Source organism: Streptomyces sp. NPDC041124, from assembly GCF_055592385.1.
Genome location: NZ_JBVIYR010000001.1, coordinates 21,579 through 36,298 on the forward strand (window position 1 = coordinate 21,579; position 14,720 = coordinate 36,298).

Annotated in this window: 16 protein-coding genes; 7 read left to right on the forward strand and 9 right to left on the reverse strand. The window is 71.9% G+C overall.

Features of this window, described 5'->3' with window-relative positions:
* Positions 1–33: 33 nt before the first annotated feature.
* Complete coding sequence (pyk, locus tag ACZ6A9_RS00100; protein WP_468975665.1) at positions 34–1,461, forward strand: pyruvate kinase; 1,428 nt, start codon at positions 34–36, stop codon at positions 1,459–1,461.
* 83 nt (positions 1,462–1,544) lie between these two features.
* On the opposite strand, the gene ACZ6A9_RS00105 is transcribed toward pyk, so the two are convergent.
* From ACZ6A9_RS00105 to ACZ6A9_RS00120, 4 genes are all read right to left on the reverse strand, one after another.
* Positions 1,545–2,852 carry a prolipoprotein diacylglyceryl transferase gene (locus ACZ6A9_RS00105; protein ID WP_468975668.1) on the reverse strand — a complete coding sequence of 436 codons (1,308 nt, stop codon included), beginning with the start codon at positions 2,850–2,852 and terminating at the stop codon, positions 1,545–1,547.
* A complete protein-coding gene (locus tag ACZ6A9_RS00110; RefSeq protein WP_468975671.1) occupies positions 2,842–3,444 on the reverse strand; it encodes a DUF6114 domain-containing protein in 603 nt (200 codons plus the stop codon). Before ACZ6A9_RS00110 ends, ACZ6A9_RS00105 begins: the two co-directional genes overlap by 11 nt.
* 117 nt (positions 3,445–3,561) lie before the next feature.
* A complete protein-coding gene (locus ACZ6A9_RS00115; RefSeq protein WP_468975674.1) occupies positions 3,562–4,194 on the reverse strand; it encodes a DUF6230 family protein in 633 nt (210 codons plus the stop codon).
* A gap of 690 nt (positions 4,195–4,884) precedes the next feature.
* Entirely contained in the window at positions 4,885–5,859 is a 975-nt protein-coding gene (locus tag ACZ6A9_RS00120) for a tetratricopeptide repeat protein (RefSeq protein ID WP_468975676.1), read from the reverse strand.
* A gap of 239 nt (positions 5,860–6,098) precedes the next feature.
* Between ACZ6A9_RS00120 and ACZ6A9_RS00125 the strand changes: the two genes are divergently transcribed.
* The 5 genes from ACZ6A9_RS00125 (at position 6,099) to ACZ6A9_RS00145 (ending at position 10,334) form a co-directional block, all read left to right on the forward strand.
* Positions 6,099–6,719, forward strand: coding sequence for a TetR/AcrR family transcriptional regulator (locus ACZ6A9_RS00125; RefSeq protein ID WP_468975679.1), 621 nt, complete (start codon positions 6,099–6,101; stop codon positions 6,717–6,719).
* Between the two features lie 113 nt (positions 6,720–6,832).
* Positions 6,833–7,645, forward strand: coding sequence for an SAM-dependent methyltransferase (locus tag ACZ6A9_RS00130; RefSeq protein WP_468975681.1), 813 nt, complete (start codon positions 6,833–6,835; stop codon positions 7,643–7,645).
* A 56-nt stretch (positions 7,646–7,701) separates the two neighbouring features.
* Positions 7,702–8,607, forward strand: a complete 906-nt coding sequence (locus ACZ6A9_RS00135; protein ID WP_468975684.1) for a LysR family transcriptional regulator — start codon at positions 7,702–7,704, stop codon at positions 8,605–8,607.
* 93 nt (positions 8,608–8,700) lie between these two features.
* Entirely contained in the window at positions 8,701–9,291 is a 591-nt protein-coding gene (locus ACZ6A9_RS00140; RefSeq protein ID WP_468975687.1) for a cysteine dioxygenase family protein, read from the forward strand.
* A complete protein-coding gene (locus tag ACZ6A9_RS00145) occupies positions 9,291–10,334 on the forward strand; it encodes a YeiH family protein (protein WP_468975689.1) in 1,044 nt (347 codons plus the stop codon). Before ACZ6A9_RS00140 ends, ACZ6A9_RS00145 begins: the two co-directional genes overlap by 1 nt.
* Before the next feature lie 74 nt (positions 10,335–10,408).
* On the opposite strand, the gene ACZ6A9_RS00150 is transcribed toward ACZ6A9_RS00145, so the two are convergent.
* Together ACZ6A9_RS00150 and ACZ6A9_RS00155 are read right to left on the reverse strand one after the other, a co-directional pair.
* The gene (locus ACZ6A9_RS00150) at positions 10,409–12,109 is read right to left on the reverse strand and encodes an acyl-CoA mutase large subunit family protein (RefSeq protein WP_468975692.1); all 1,701 of its coding nucleotides are present in this window, start codon (positions 12,107–12,109) and stop codon (positions 10,409–10,411) included.
* Between the two features lie 85 nt (positions 12,110–12,194).
* On the reverse strand, positions 12,195–12,533 hold the full coding sequence (locus ACZ6A9_RS00155; RefSeq protein WP_468975696.1) for a DUF3817 domain-containing protein: 339 nt from the start codon (positions 12,531–12,533) through the stop codon (positions 12,195–12,197).
* A gap of 172 nt (positions 12,534–12,705) precedes the next feature.
* Between ACZ6A9_RS00155 and ACZ6A9_RS00160 the strand changes: the two genes are divergently transcribed.
* Positions 12,706–13,209, forward strand: coding sequence for a hypothetical protein (locus tag ACZ6A9_RS00160; RefSeq protein WP_468975698.1), 504 nt, complete (start codon positions 12,706–12,708; stop codon positions 13,207–13,209).
* Between the two features lie 57 nt (positions 13,210–13,266).
* Here the strand turns inward: ACZ6A9_RS00160 and ACZ6A9_RS00165 are convergent, their stop codons facing one another.
* The 3 genes from ACZ6A9_RS00165 to ACZ6A9_RS00175 all read right to left on the reverse strand — a co-directional run bounded on the left by ACZ6A9_RS00165 (position 13,267) and on the right by ACZ6A9_RS00175 (position 14,563).
* Positions 13,267–13,776: a MarR family winged helix-turn-helix transcriptional regulator gene (locus tag ACZ6A9_RS00165; protein WP_468975701.1), complete on the reverse strand. Its 510-nt coding sequence runs from the start codon at positions 13,774–13,776 to the stop codon at positions 13,267–13,269.
* A 146-nt stretch (positions 13,777–13,922) separates the two neighbouring features.
* On the reverse strand, positions 13,923–14,222 hold the full coding sequence (locus tag ACZ6A9_RS00170) for an MTH1187 family thiamine-binding protein (RefSeq protein ID WP_468975703.1): 300 nt from the start codon (positions 14,220–14,222) through the stop codon (positions 13,923–13,925).
* Positions 14,219–14,563: a DUF3817 domain-containing protein gene (locus tag ACZ6A9_RS00175; protein ID WP_468975706.1), complete on the reverse strand. Its 345-nt coding sequence runs from the start codon at positions 14,561–14,563 to the stop codon at positions 14,219–14,221. The genes ACZ6A9_RS00170 and ACZ6A9_RS00175 overlap by 4 nt, the downstream gene beginning before the upstream one ends.
* Between the last annotated feature and the right edge of the window lie 157 nt (positions 14,564–14,720).

Consider the following 14,720-nt stretch of genomic DNA (forward strand, 5'->3'; position numbering starts at 1 on the left):
TTCCGTAGCGAAACAAACGGATAGGATCGCCCCATGCGCCGTTCGAAAATCGTCTGTACTCTCGGCCCCGCGGTCGACTCCCACGAGCAGCTTGTCGCCCTGATCGAAGCCGGCATGAACGTGGCCCGCTTCAACTTCAGCCACGGCACGCACGCCGAGCACCAGGGCCGGTACGACCGGGTCCGTGCCGCCGCCAAGGAGACGGGCAGGGCCATCGGCGTCCTCGCCGACCTCCAGGGCCCGAAGATCCGCCTGGAGACCTTCGCCGAAGGCCCCGTCGAGCTGGTGCGCGGTGACGAGTTCACCATCACCACCGAGGACGTCCCGGGCGACAGGACGATCTGCGGGACGACCTACAAGGGCCTTCCGGGCGACGTCTCCCGCGGCGACCAGATCCTCATCAACGACGGCAACGTCGAACTGAAGGTGCTGGACGTCGAGGGCCCCCGGGTGAAGTCGATCGTCATCGAGGGCGGTGTCATCTCCGACCACAAGGGCATCAACCTGCCCGGCGCGGCCGTGAACGTGCCCGCGCTGTCCGAGAAGGACATCGAGGACCTGCGCTTCGCCCTGCGGATGGGCTGCGACCTGGTCGCGCTGTCCTTCGTCCGGGACGCCAAGGACGTCGCGGACGTCCACCGCGTGATGGACGAGGAGGGCCGCCGGGTCCCGGTCATCGCCAAGGTGGAGAAGCCGCAGGCGGTGGAGAACATGGAGGGCGTCGTGGCGGCCTTCGACGCCGTCATGGTCGCGCGCGGCGACCTGGCCGTCGAGTATCCGCTCGAGAAGGTCCCCATGGTGCAGAAGCGCCTGATCGAGCTCTGCCGGCGCAACGCCAAGCCGGTGATCGTGGCGACCCAGATGATGGAGTCGATGATCACCAACTCGCGGCCGACCCGCGCGGAGGCCTCCGACGTGGCCAACGCGATCCTCGACGGCGCCGACGCGGTCATGCTGTCGGCCGAGTCGAGCGTGGGCGCGTACCCGGTCGAGACCGTGCGGACGATGTCGAAGATCGTCCAGGCGGCCGAGCAGGAGCTGCTCTCCAAGGGCCTGCAGCCGCTGGTGCCGGGCAAGAAGCCGCGCACGCAGGGCGGTTCGGTGGCCCGCGCGGCCTGCGAGATCGCCGACTTCCTCGGCGGCAAGGGCCTGGTGGCCTTCACCCAGTCCGGCGACACCGCCCGGCGGCTGTGCCGCTACCGGGTCGCCCAGCCGATCCTGGCGTTCACCACGGACGAGTCGACGCGCAATCAGCTGGCGCTCAGCTGGGGCGTGGAACCCCACGTCGTGCCGTTCGTGAACAGCACCGACGAGATGGTCGAGCTGGTGGAGCAGGAACTGGTCAAGCTGAACCGCTTCGCCGAGGGCGACACCGTGATCATCACCGCCGGCTCTCCCCCCGGCGTCCCGGGCACCACCAACATGGTCCGCGTCCACCACCTGGGCGGCGCGACCGCCTGACCGCGCGCACGACCGAGGGCGTCCCCGCGACGGGGGACGCCCTCGGTCGTTGTCGCTCGCCTCCCGGAGGAGGCCCGCGGTGCTCAGGTGATGTACTGGTGCAGGCCCGGGATGTGCAGGGTCCCGCCGAACTGGCCGGCCTGCTGCACCGTCACGTCGGTGAAGTAGATCAGCGGGATGTTCAGCGGCGGCGGGTGCTCCGGGTCGAAGGTGATCGGGATGAGCCCGAGCAGCTTGCCGGAGATGCTCTCCGTGTACATCACGGTGTCGCCGTCGCGGATGGTGGACGTCGACCCCTTGGCGGCCTGCACGTGGTAGGTCTTGCCGGACTGTTCGTCCTTGACCGTCTGGTGCAGGTCCCCGATGTCGGTGCCGCCCGAGACGACGTACTTCAGCACCTTCTTGGTGGTGCCGTTCGCGGTCCGCACCTCGACGATGCCCTTGTAGTCGGCGCCCTTCAGGGTCAGCGAGCTGGCGTTCAGGTACCAGGGGGTGTCCGGCAGCGGGACCTTGTTGTCGACCCCGCCCTCGGCGTCGGTGGCGACCGGGCAGTCCTCCAGGTCGGTCCCGGACGTCTCGGAGGGACTCGGCGAGGGGGTGGCCTCCGGAGTGGCGGTCGCCTCCTCGGTCTTCTCCTCGGCCTTGTCCTCGGTGTCCCCCGCGGCCTCGGACGCCTTGGCCCCGGTGTCCTCGGTGGTGTCCTTCGCCGGTTCGGACGCCGTCCCGGCGGTGTCCTGCGCCGCGTCGGCCTTGTCCTCGGCCGCCGGGGCGGAGGCGGACGGGGTGGGGCTCGGGCTCGCCTCTTCCTGCTTGTCCTTCGGAGTGAAGACGTCCTTGATGGCGTCCCCGATCTCCTCCAGCACGTTGCGGTCGGTCTCCGAGGGCGCGGGCGCGGGTTCGTCCGGCTGCTCGGCGGCCTGTCCGGCCGCGGACGCGGAGGGCGTCGGCTCGGGCTCGGGCTTGTCGTCGGAACCTGAATCCGGCGAAGAGTCCGTGCCCTTGTCCGTGTCCTTGTCCTTCTGCCCGGGCGCCGACGGGTCCGGCTCCGTGGAGGGCCCGTCGTCCGGGGACGCGCTGTCGCTCGCCGTGGCGGACGGGGTGGGCGACGCGGTGGTGTCCCCCTTCTCGGCCTCCTCGATGGCCTCCAGGCACTCCTTGAACTCTTCGGCCGTGAGGTTCTTCGACGACGGCTGGTCGTCGGCCTGGGCGAGAGTCGGGGTGAAGCCCATGCCCATGAGGACCGCGGTGGGCATCGCCGCTATGGCTATCGCCTTCCCGGCCGGCATGTGGAACCTGGTGAACAGCGGCTTCTTGGGTGCCGCGTGGCGCGGCCCGGTTCTCACACGGGACGTATCCACGTCAGTCCCGTGGGTCACCTCGTCAGCCGGCACTGTGCCTCCCGTTCGCCCCGTTCGCCGGGCTCGTTCCTGACAGGTCGTTCTCTCCCGGCGTCTTGGGCGCGTGGGAGTGGTCCTCGGGGACCGCCGGCGCGGTGCCGCCGGCGGGTTCCAGGACCGTGGTGTCGGCGACCGCGCCCTCCGGGGCTCCGCCGTGGCCCTCGCCGGTCGCCGGCGGCTCCTCGGCGGGCGGTACGCCCGGCGCCCACGACACGGCCATCGCTCCGCCCACCAGGGCGAGGAGGAAGCCGATGAGGAAGCCGCCGATGTTGGACACGGGGATGGACACCAGCGCCAGCAGGATCGCCGCGACACCCGCGAAGACCCGGATGTGATGCTGGAACCAGATGCTGGCGCCGAGGACGACGAGCAGCACGCCGATGATCAGGGACCCGGCGCCCGCCGTGGTCGCCATGGCCAGCGTCAGGTGTCCGATCTGGAGGTTCGCGTACGGGAAGTAGGCGATGGGGAGTCCGCCGAGCATGACGAACAGCCCGGCCCAGAACGGCCGTCCACCCCGCCAGGCGCGGAACTGCAGCCTGCGGCGGGTGAACTGGCCGGCGGCGGCAGGAGTCTCGGCGCTCATGGAAAACAGCTCCCTGGTACGGCTTTGCTGTGGTGGTGATGTGCGCCGCGCGTGAAGGCGCGGCGGGAAGGTGGACGGGCGGGGGCGCCACCGGCTCCCCCGCCCGTCAGCGAGTGCTTAGTAGCACTCCTTGACACCCGTGGAGAGCGACATCTTCAGACCGCTGAGCTTGAAGGTTCCGGCGGTGGTCGCCCACGCCGTCTGCTTCACGTCCTTCAGGACGGCCTTCTCTGCCTGCTGGGCGAACCCGTACGGGTTGGCCTGCTCGCCGCCGCCCTTCATGCCCGGACCCTTGCTGGCGTCCTTGGCGGCCACACCGATGTCGATGTTCGTGAACGTCGCGTCGGCGTTCAGGTCGGCGACATCGATGTAGAGGTTCTCGGCCTCGACCGGTGCGCCCTGACCCGCACGCAGCATCAGGCTGACGTTCCCGAGCACCGGAATGTTCGGGGTGACGACCGACTGGCACATGTTCTTGATGGTCGCCGACTTGAACGCCGAGACCGCGACAGGGTGCGCCGTCTTCTTGCCGGTGAGGGTGTACCCCTCGTCGAGGGCACCGTACTGGGAGAAGCCCGTACCGACGAGCTCGTCCGTGGTGACCTTGAACGACTGGCCCGACACGCTGAACGACGCCGCGAGGGCGCCCTGCGCGAGGGCGACACCTATGCACGCCGTGGCGGCGACGCTGGGCACCATGACCACAGCGAACCGCTTCCATCTGGTCCCGCCACGCACCTGGGACTCCATATTTCCTCCTTCTCGGACGTACATCTCCTGTCCTGACTCGCCGCCATGAACGGCGGCCGGGCCGGGCAGGGATGGGAGAAGTGCTACGTCCTCGGAAAGGAGAGCGCCCGCACTCGGCGGCGCGGAGACGCGCCCGAATCACCGGCGATCACCCCCGAGCGACAACCACTGGTCGCGCCTGACACGCATCACGCACAACCTTGCTGGACAGGCTTCACCCGGTGGGCGAAGACCCCCCTGTCCAAGAGCCGGCGCCACTGCCGCCGGCTCTGCTCGGTGGGGACCCAGGGATTCCCGCGGCCCGACCGGCTGTCGGGGGTGCGGGGTGATGGACCGAGCGTGGCCGATCGTGGTGCATTCTCGGCCCCCGCACAAGGGGGTTCGTTACTCGCTAGTAACGGGCGGATAACCGTGCGGCGACCCGCCGGCTTCGCGCGGCGACGCTCGGTGCACCGCGGGGGGTGTACAAAACAGTTGATCAAAGGACGGATTCCGACAGATCAACGCCTGCGACTTACTCGCAGTAACAGCGGCCGCGATTGCCAAGATTTGGCAAAGCGCGGCCGCATCGGCCCCCATTGAGCCATTCGGCCACTCGGGCACCACGCACCCGGTCGACCGGAGAAAACGGTACGGACCGGGCGCCGTGGCCCTTCCCCGCCGCAGGCGGGCCCGTGTGACCCGCTCGGCTCAGAACAGTGCCCGTGCCAGCGCCCGCCGTGCGGCGACCACGCGCGGGTCGTCGGCTCCGACCACCTCGAACAGCTCCAGCAGCCGCACGCGCACGGTGTCACGTTCGTCGCCGGCGGTGCGCGCCACCGTCTCGATGAGCCGGCCGAAGGCGTCCTCGACGTGACCGCCCACCAGGTCCAGGTCGGCGGCGGCGATCTGCGCGGCGGCGTCCCGCGGCCTGTCGGCGGCGTCCTTGCGCACCTGCTGGGGGTCCAGGCCCCGCACCCGCTGGAGCAGTTCGGCCTGGGCGAGGCCCAGCGCGGCCTCCGGGTTGCCGGGGTCGTCGGCGAGCACGTTCTTGTACGCCTGGACGGCACCGGCGAGGTCACCGCTGTCCAGAGCCCGCACGGCGGCCTCCAGCAGGGCGTCGTACGGACCGGCGGCCTCGGCCTGTGCGGGCGTCGCACCGCCCGGCACGGCGTCGGGATCGACGGTGAGGCCGGTCAGGCCGAAGCGCTGCTCGCCGACCTGGACCAGCTGGTCCAGGGTCTGGCGGATCTGCGCCTCACCCGCGGTGCCCTGGAAGAGCGGCAGCGCCTGCCCGGCCACCACCGCGAAGACCGCCGGGATCCCCTGGATCCCGAACTGCTGCATCAGCATCTGGTTGGCGTCGACGTCGATCTTGGCGAGGAGCACGCGCCCGTTGTACTCGACGGTGAGCCGCTCCAGGAGAGGGCTCAGCTGCTTGCAGGGCTCGCACCACTCGGCCCAGAAGTCGATGACGACCGGGACCTCGGTGGACCGCTGCAGGACGTCGCGTTCAAAACCGGCCTCGTCGACGTCGATCACGAGGTCGGCCGGGGAGACGGCACCCCCTCCGCCCTGCCGGGCCGATTCGGCGCGCGCCTGCTCCGCCTTCGCCTTGGCCTCCTGGGCCGCCTTCACCGCGGCGAGGTCGACGACCCCGCTCATGGACATGTTCCGTGGCTGCATGCGTCTATCCTCCCCCGTACCCCGCGCGTGTGTGAAAAACGCCCGGGAAACCCAGGCGTACGTGTGGTGTTGGCGCCGGGTCCCCACCCCACGCCCGTGTGGTCGTCGCTCGGGCACGCCGGTCGAGCGTGCTTTCGCTACGGGTCGTAGCGTAATACCGGCCGGAGTCCCGGGGGCACCCCTTCGCCGTGATCTCTCTCACGACCGACCGCGCGGTATCCGCCGTTATGGTTCCTGCCATGCCCAGCCCCACCCCCGCCCGTCGCACCGGGCGCCCGCGCAACGCCGCAGCGGACGCCGCGATCCTGGCCGCGACCCGTCACGCTCTGGTGGAACTCGGCTGGTCCAAGCTCACCTTGGGGGACGTGGCGGTCCGCGCCGGGGTCGCGAAGACCACCCTCTACCGCCGCTGGGCGGGCAAGAACGAACTGGTGGTGGACGCGGTGGCGGAACTCTTCGACGAGCTGGTGCTGCCCGACCGCGGCTCGCTGGCCGCCGACATCGAGGGCGTGGTGCTCCAGTTCGCCGCGATACTGGCCCGCCCGGAGGCCAGGAGCGGACTGATGGCGGTGGTCGCCGAGGCCACCCGCGACGAGGCCCTGCGGGAGCGCATCCGCGCCTCCATCGTCGAACGGCAGAAGCGTCTCGTCCTCGCGGGCCGTGCCCGTGCCCAGGAACGGGGCGAGCTGCCGGCCGAGCAGGACGCCGGGGAGGCGGCCCGGGCGGTCGACCTGATCTTCGACATGGTGGCCGGCGCGGTGGTGCACCGCACCCTGGTCAGCGCCGAACCGGCGGACCGGGAGTGGGTGCACCGCTTCACCCGGGTCCTGTTGTCGGGCCTCGTCACCGCCCCCGGGTGAGCGAACCGGCCACTCTCGGCCGGTAGTCGCCTGTCGTCGCCCCCGGGGCTTTGCGAGGATCCTGATCATCCCCACCGGGGCACACGGGACACCGAGCGGCCAGGGAGGCGCGCATGACCGGCACCGAACGCGTCACCGTACGGATCGACACCTCCCGGCCGCACCCGGCCCGGGTCTACGACTGGTTCCTCGGGGGGAAGGACAACTACCCCGTCGACGAGGAACTGGGCCGGCGGATCATGGGCGTCGACGGCACGGCCCGGCACGTCGCCCGCACCAACCGCTGGTTCATGCAGCGCGTCACCCGGTGGCTGGCCGGCGAGGCGGGCGTCCGGCAGTTCCTCGACATCGGCACCGGGATCCCCACCGAACCCAACCTGCACCAGATCGCCCAGCGCGTCGCGCCCGAGTCCCGCGTCGTCTACACGGACAACGATCCCATCGTCCTCAAGCACGCGGAGGCGCTGCTGCGCAGCACCCCCGAGGGCGTCACCGCCTACGTGCAGGCCGATGTGCGCGACCCCGGGCGCATCCTGCGGCAGGCCCGCGAGAGCCTGGACCTCGGCCGGCCGGTGGCGCTGTCCCTGGTGGCGCTGACGCACTTCCTCGGCGACGAGGACGACCCGTACGCCCTGGTCGCCGAACTCGTCGACGCCCTCCCCCCGGACAGTTACCTGGTGCTGTCCCAGCTGACCGCTGACTTCGACCCCGACGGCGTCGGCCGCGGTGTCGCGATGTACGCGGCGGGCGGTGTCACGCTCGCGCCGCGCACCCGCGCGGAGATCGCCCGGTTCTTCGAAGGGCTGGAGCCCGTCGAACCCGGCCTGGTCCAGCTGACCGACTGGCATCCCGAGCTCGCCGAAGGGGAGAGCACCGACGACAGCGCCGTCATCTCGCTGTACGGCGCGGTGGCCCGCAAGCCGTGAGGGGCCCCGCCCCGGCGGACGGTGGCGGCCCCCCAACAGCCGCTTATGTTGCCCCGGTGTTCGACTCCCGGCACATCAGGACGTTCCACGAGGTGGTCAGGACCGGCTCCTACTCGGCCGCCGCGCGGTCCCTCGGCTACACCCAGCCGGCGATCACCCAGCAGATGAAGGCCCTGGAGCGGGACACCGGCTCCGCCCTGTTCGTCCGCGTGGGCCGCGGGCTGCGGCTCACCGAGGCCGGTGAGGCCCTGGCCCGGCACACCTCGTCGATCCTCGGCGCCATGTCGGCCGCGCGGGAGCAGATGAACGCCCTCACACGGCTGCGCGCCGGGCGGGTCCGGCTGTGCGCCTTCCCCAGCGCCAACTCCACGCTCGTCCCGGAGGCGCTGGCCCGGCTGTCGGCCGACCACCCCGCGCTGAGGGTGGACCTGCTGGAGAACGAGCCGCCCGAGTCGCTGCGGCGGCTGACCCGCGGCGAGTGCGACATCTCGCTGGCGTTCACCTATCCCGGACTGCACGAACAGGTGCCGGAGGGGCTGGTGGAGATCCCGCTCCTGGAGGACCAGCTCACCGTGCTGCTGCCCACCGGACACCCGCTGGCCCGGAGGCGGGCGGTGCGGCTGACCGATCTGGCCGGGGAGCGCTGGATCGCCGGGTGCGCGCGCTGCCGGACCAACCTGCTGCACGAGTGCGCGGAGGAGGGTTTCGTCCCCGACATCGCCTTCATGACCGACGACAACCTCGCCGTGCAGAGCCTGGTCGCGGAGGGGCTGGGGGTCGCCATGCTGCCCTCGCTCGTCCTGAACTTCATGCGCCACCCGAAGGTCACCGGCCGCCCGCTCCGGCCCCTGTCCCGCCGCAAGATCTCCGCCTACGTCCTGCCCGAGCACCTGCGCATACCGGCGGCGGCGCGGGTGCTGGACCGGCTGCGGGCGGTCGCGGCCGCGAAGGACGGCTGCTGAGCCCTCCGCGCCCCCGCGCCCATAAGCGATGTTTGGGCAGGGCCAAGAAACTGTCGTTGGACGTCATACCCGCGTCCGTCCGACGCTCCCGGTATGCCTCCCGCACCCAGTGCCACGAGTCTCCCGGGCGCCTTCACCGCGCCGCGCCCCACAGCACGCCTCGCCGCCCTCGTCGCGGACATCGGGGCGACCGTCGGCCGCGGCCTGCCGCCCGACCCCACGGCCCACCTCGTCGGCGAGTGCCTCGCCCCGCACCTGGGCGCCCCCGACCTGCTCACCCCGGAGCAGTGCGAGAGCGACCCCACGCGCTACCGGCAGCACCTGCTGCACGCCGAGCACGACGGCAGCTTCTCCCTCGTCGCCCTGGTGTGGCTGCCCGGTCAGGGCACCTCGGTGCACGACCACATCGCCTGGTGCACCACCGGCGTCCACGAGGGCCGGGAACACGAGCGCCGCTACCGGCTGCTGCCTGCCGCCGGACCCGACAGCGGCGCACGGCTGGTCGCCACCGCCGACGTGGTCAGCGAGCGCGGCGAGGTCTGCGGCTTCGCCCCGCCGGGCGACATCCACCGGGTGTGGAACGACGGGCCCGGCAGAGCCATATCCCTGCACGTCTACGGCGCCGACATATCCCGCTCCGGCACCAGCGTCCGCCGCGTCTACCCGCAGCCGGCCGACCGCTGATGGCGCTGCTGCGGGAACGGTCCGCGTCGGCGGCCGGCGGCCGCCCGGCCCCGGCCCCGGCCCGCCGGCACGGTCTCGCCCTCGCGGCGCTGGGGGTGGCCCTCGCCTGGTCCGTGCACCGGCTGCTGCCGGGCGTCCCGATGCTCACCGCCGCCGTCGTGCTCGGCGTCGTGGCCGCGCACCTGCCCCGGCTGCGGACCCTCGTGGGGACCACGGCGCGGCCGGGACTCTCGTACGCGGGCAGGCGGCTGATGCGGGCCGGGATCGTGCTGCTCGGGCTGCGGCTCGCCTTCGACGACGTCCGCGCGCTGGGCTGGGGCACCGTCCTGATGGTCGTCGGCGTGGTGACGTGCACGCTGCTGGGCACCTGGTGGCTGGGCAGACGGCTGGGGCTGCCCGGCGACCAGCCGCTGCTGATCGCCGCCGGGTACGCGGTGTGCGGGGCGTCCGCGATCGGCGCGGTGGGCGAGGCGCGGGGCAGCGACGAACGGGACGCGGCCACCTCGGTCGCCCTGGTCACCCTCTGCGGGACCCTCGCCATCGCCGTACTGCCCCTGCTGCAGGGCGTACTCGGCCTTACCGACGCGGAGTTCGGCCGCTGGGCCGGGGCGAGCGTGCACGACGTCGGGCAGGTGGTCGCCACCGCCCAGACCGCGGGCGGTGCGGCGCTCGGGGAGGCGGTGCTGGTCAAGCTGATGCGGGTGGCCCTGCTCGCCCCGATCGTCGCCGCGGTCGCCCTGGACGTCCGGCGCGGACGGGGGCGGGCCGCGGGGGCACCCCGGGTCCCCCTGGTGCCGCTGTTCGTCGTCGGTTTCCTGGCCGCCGTGGCGCTGCGCAGCACCGGCCTGCTGCCGCCTGCGGCCCTGGACACGGCCCACGTGGCCCAGGAACTCCTGCTGGCCGCCGCCCTGTTCGGCCTGGGCAGCGCGGTCCACCTGCCCACCCTGACCCGCACGGGCGGCCGCGTCGCGGCGCTCGGCCTGTGCGCGTGGGTGACCGTGGCGGGCCTGTCGTACGGGGGCGTGCTGCTGGTGTCCGGCTGAACCGGGCCCGTACGTGTCCGGCGGGCACCGTGTCCGGGGACACCGCGCCCGCCGGGTGGCCGGGTGGGCAGGCGTCAGAAGCCGGGGGGCTCCGTGTACACGCCCCACTCGTCGCGCAGGACGCCGCAGATCTCGCCGAGCGTCGCCTCCGCGCGTACGGCGTCGAGCATGGGCTCGATCATGTTGGCGCCGGAGCGCGCGGCGGCGACCATGGTGTCCAGCGCGCCGCGCACCTTCGCGTCGTCCCGCCGGTCCTTGCGCGCGCCGAGCAGCCGCACCTGCTCGCGCTCCACCTCGTGGCTGACCCGCAGGATCTCCAGGTCGCCGGTGACCGACCCGGTGTGGACGTTGACGCCCACGACCCGCTTGTCGCCCTTCTCCAGCGCCTGCTGGTAGCGGAACGCCGATTCGGCGATCTCGCCGGTGAACCAGCCGTCCTCGATGCCGCGCAGGATGCCGGAGGTGATCGGCCCGATCGGGTGCCTGCCGTCCGGGTGGGCGCGCAGGCCGCGTTCCCTGATCTGCTCGAAGATCTTCTCGGCGTCCGCCTCGATCCGGTCCGTGAGCTGCTCGACGTACCAGGAACCGCCCAGCGGGTCCGCGACGTTGCCGACGCCGGTCTCCTCCATCAGCACCTGCTGCGTGCGCAGGGCGATCTCGGCGGCCTGCTCGCTGGGCAGCGCGAGGGTCTCGTCGAGGGCGTTGGTGTGCAGCGAGTTGGTCCCGCCGAGGACGGCGGCCAGCGCCTCGACGGCGGTCCGCACGACGTTGTTGTAGGGCTGCTGCGCGGTCAGCGAGACACCGGCGGTCTGGGTGTGAAAGCGCAGCCACTGCGCCTTGTCGCTCTTCGCGCCGTACACGTCCCGCATCCAGCGCGCCCAGATCCGCCTGGCCGCGCGGAACTTGGCGATCTCCTCGAAGAAGTCGACGTGCGCGTCGAAGAAGAAGGACAGCCCGGGCGCGAACACGTCCACGTCGAGCCCGCGGCTGAGCCCCAGCTCCACGTAGCCGAAGCCGTCCGCGAGCGTGTACGCGAGCTCCTGCGCGGCCGTCGCACCGGCCTCGCGGATGTGGTAGCCGGAGACGGAGAGCGGCTTGTAGGCGGGGATGCCGGCCGCGCAGTGCTCCATCAGGTCACCGATGAGCCGCAGGTGCGGCTCGGGCTGGAAGAGCCACTCCTTCTGCGCGATGTACTCCTTGAAGATGTCCGTCTGCAGCGTGCCGTTGAGCACGCCCGGGTCGACGCCCTGCCGCTCGGCGGCGACGAGGTACATGCAGAAGACGGGCACGGCGGGCCCGCTGATCGTCATGGAGGTGGTGACGTCCCCGAGCGGGATGTCCTGGAACAGGACCTCCATGTCGGCCGCGGAGTCGATCGCCACCCCGCAGTGACCGACCTCGCCGAGGGAGCGCGGGTCGTCGGAGTCGCGGCCCATGAGCGTCGGCATGTCGAAGGCGACAGAGAGCCCGCCCCCGCCGTTGCCGAGGATCTTCTTGTACCGGTCGTTGGTCTGCTCGGCGTTCCCGAACCCGGCGAACTGCCGGATGGTCCACGTCCGCCCCCGGTAGCCGGTCGGGTACAGCCCGCGGGTGAAGGGGTACTCCCCCGGCCAGCCGATCCGCTCGAACCCGTCGTAGGTGTCTCCGGCCCGGGGCCCGTACACCGGCTCCACGGGATCGCCGGAGAGCGTGGTGAAATCCGCGTCGCGCTTCCGCGCGGCGTCATACCGGGCCTGCCAGCGTCGGCGGCCCTCGTCGATGGCGTCAGCGTCCATACCCCCGAATTTACTAGGACGTCCAAGTAAATGTCGATGGCAACCCGCCGCACGCTGCTCCGTGCGGCGGTGACCTGGAAGAACGTTATGCCTTGGCGACCGCGGGGGCCTCGTCCGCGAGCCTGCCCTCGAGCTCGCGGCTGATCCTGCGCTCCACGAAGAACGCGGCCGTGGGCACCGTACCGGCCAGCAGCACCCAGAGCTGCTTCTTCACCGGCCACTTCAGCTTCGAGCCGAGGTCGAAGGCGAAGATCAGGTAGACCACGTAGAGCCAGCCGTGCGCGATGCTGACCACCTGCGTGAAGTCGGCCGCGCCACCCATGTCGAGCACGTACTTGCCGATCATGCCGAAGGTCAGCGCGACGAGGAGGACACCGGTGACGTAGGCCATGACCCGGTAGCGGGTGAACACGCTCTTCTTCATGGCGTCGAGCCTAACCGGCCGCCCCCCGCGAACCGGGCCCGGGGCGCGTGCCCCGCGTCACCCCGGGTGCGGCACGGACGCGCTCGCGGCCCCGGGCCGTACCGGCTCCCCTTCCCCGCCCGCCCGCCCGCACTACCCTGGCCTCGGCAGGGCGGATGCCGGGGGGTACGGGATGGACGGGACAGCCACGACCGGACGGCCGGGCAGGGGGGCCGGGGTGCTCCTGCTCGGGGCGGGGGCACTGCTGTTGCTCGCGGGAGGCGGAGTGACCGCCGTCGGGACCGGGGCACCGGGACTGGAGACGCGCACCTTCACCCGGATCTCCTGCCAGGAGACGCGCACCGCCGAGGGCGGCAGCGTGTGGCACTGCTACGGCAGCACCGCCGCGCAGATCGAGGCGGCCGCGGAGGATCAGCGGCGGGCCCGGTCGGACGCGCTGCGCGGGCAGTACCCGGACATCGCGTCCCGGGAGCCCTCCCAGCGCACCCGGCTGACCTTCGTCGACCACGACGGCCGCCAGGACCCCACCACGGTCACCGCGACCCGCGTCGGCTCGCGGTGGATCGCCCACGCGCCGGGCGTGGCCGGCACGGGCGTCGCACTGCTCGCGGCGGGAGCCGGGGTGACGGCGGCGGGTGCCCTACGGGTGCGGGCGGCAGGCAGGCGGCCGGACTGACCCCGCCCCCGCGGGAGCGGCACCGGCCGGGGCCACGGTCGCCGCCCGGGCCGGCGCTCAGCCTTCCTCGAAGTCCCCCGCCGCGACCCTCAGCGGCCGCAGGATGGCGAAGAGTTCGCCGCACTCCTCGGCGTCGTAGGCGCTCAGACCGAAGTCCATCGCCATCAGGTCACGGGTGGCGGACTCGACCACCTCGCGGCCCTTGTCCGTGATGGTGGCGAGGGTGCCGCGGCCGTCGTTGGGGTTGGGGCGCTTGGCGACCAGACCCGACTTCACCAGCCGGTCCACGGTGTTCGTCACCGATGTGGGGTGCACCATGAGCCGCTCGCCGATCTTCGACATCGGCAGTTCGCCCGACTTGGAGAAGGTCAGCAGCACCAGCGCCTCGTACCGCGCGAACGTGAGCCCGTACGGCTTGACGACCGCGTCGACCTCGGCCAGCAGGATCTGGTGGGCGCGCATGACGGAGGTGATCGCGGCCATCGACGGCACGCTGCCCCAGCGCTGCTTCCAGAGCTCGTCGGCGCGGGCGATGGGATCGAACGAGAGACTGAGCGGCTTCGGCACGGCTCAGACCCTACCGGCCGGTCATATGCCGGTCAGCCCTGTCTCACACATCGGTCCGCGCGGCCGCGGGCGGACGGTTCCGGTCCGGTCCGCGGGGCCGCGGGCGGACGGTTCCGGTCCGGTCCGCGGGCCGCAGGGCGGCGGCGTCAGCGGTCGCCCGCCAGGTGACGTTCGACCGTCTCCACCTTCGAGGTGAGGCCGTCCGTCACGCCCGGGCGGATGTCCGCCTTGAGGACGACGGACACGCGCGGGGCGCGTGCCTCCACGGCGGCCACCGCACGCTTGACCACGTCCATGACCTCGTCCCACTCGCCTTCCAGTGAGGTGAACATGGCGTCGGTGCGGTGGGGCAGTCCGGACTCGCGGACCACGCGCACGGCGTCGGCTACGTACTCCCCCACGTCCTCGCCGACGCCGAGCGGTGTCACCGAGAAGGCGACGATCACGCCTTCACCACTCCCTCGGTGCGGGCGCGGGAGGCGATCACCGCGTCCTCTGCCTCGCGCCTGAGCCGGCGATCGGCGAAGAAGCCGCCGGTCGGCAGGACCGACATCGCGAAGTAGAAGACGGCGGTCTTCAGCGGCCACTTGGCGCGGTTCCAGGCGTCGGCCCAGAAGAGCACGTAGAGGACGAAGAGGAAGCCGTGGACCGCGCCCATCACCGGGACGGCGTTGAAGTCGGTGGTCCGCTTCAGGACCGAGCAGACGAGCAGCAGCAGGAACGAGATCGCTTCGGGGCCCGAGACCAGGCGGAGGCGGCGGAGGGCGGAGGCGGTCTTGATGTCCACGGGTCACCTTCGGTGGGAGAGACGTCGGCGTCGACGGTTCGGACGGCTTGTGAACACACGCACAAGCGCGTCCATTGTGGCAAACCCCGTACGTGATCCAGGGAGCGGGTCCTCAGGGGGCGGGTCAGGGGACGACTCGGGCCACGGGATCTGTCGG

Bases quoted from the DNA above. Each gene is read 5' to 3' on its own strand.
- ACZ6A9_RS00120 (WP_468975676.1), bottom strand. From the start codon at position 5,859: ATGCAGCCACGGAACATGTCCATGAGCGGGGTCGTCGACCTCGCCGCG.
- ACZ6A9_RS00160 (WP_468975698.1), top strand. From the start codon at position 12,706: ATGGACGGGACAGCCACGACCGGACGGCCGGGCAGGGGGGCCGGGGTG.
- pyk (WP_468975665.1), top strand. From the start codon at position 34: ATGCGCCGTTCGAAAATCGTCTGTACTCTCGGCCCCGCGGTCGACTCC.
- ACZ6A9_RS00150 (WP_468975692.1), bottom strand. From the start codon at position 12,109: ATGGACGCTGACGCCATCGACGAGGGCCGCCGACGCTGGCAGGCCCGG.
- ACZ6A9_RS00145 (WP_468975689.1), top strand. From the start codon at position 9,291: ATGGCGCTGCTGCGGGAACGGTCCGCGTCGGCGGCCGGCGGCCGCCCG.
- ACZ6A9_RS00115 (WP_468975674.1), bottom strand. From the start codon at position 4,194: ATGGAGTCCCAGGTGCGTGGCGGGACCAGATGGAAGCGGTTCGCTGTG.
- ACZ6A9_RS00155 (WP_468975696.1), bottom strand. From the start codon at position 12,533: ATGAAGAAGAGCGTGTTCACCCGCTACCGGGTCATGGCCTACGTCACC.
- ACZ6A9_RS00110 (WP_468975671.1), bottom strand. From the start codon at position 3,444: ATGAGCGCCGAGACTCCTGCCGCCGCCGGCCAGTTCACCCGCCGCAGG.
- ACZ6A9_RS00130 (WP_468975681.1), top strand. From the start codon at position 6,833: ATGACCGGCACCGAACGCGTCACCGTACGGATCGACACCTCCCGGCCG.
- ACZ6A9_RS00140 (WP_468975687.1), top strand. From the start codon at position 8,701: ATGCCTCCCGCACCCAGTGCCACGAGTCTCCCGGGCGCCTTCACCGCG.
- ACZ6A9_RS00125 (WP_468975679.1), top strand. From the start codon at position 6,099: ATGCCCAGCCCCACCCCCGCCCGTCGCACCGGGCGCCCGCGCAACGCC.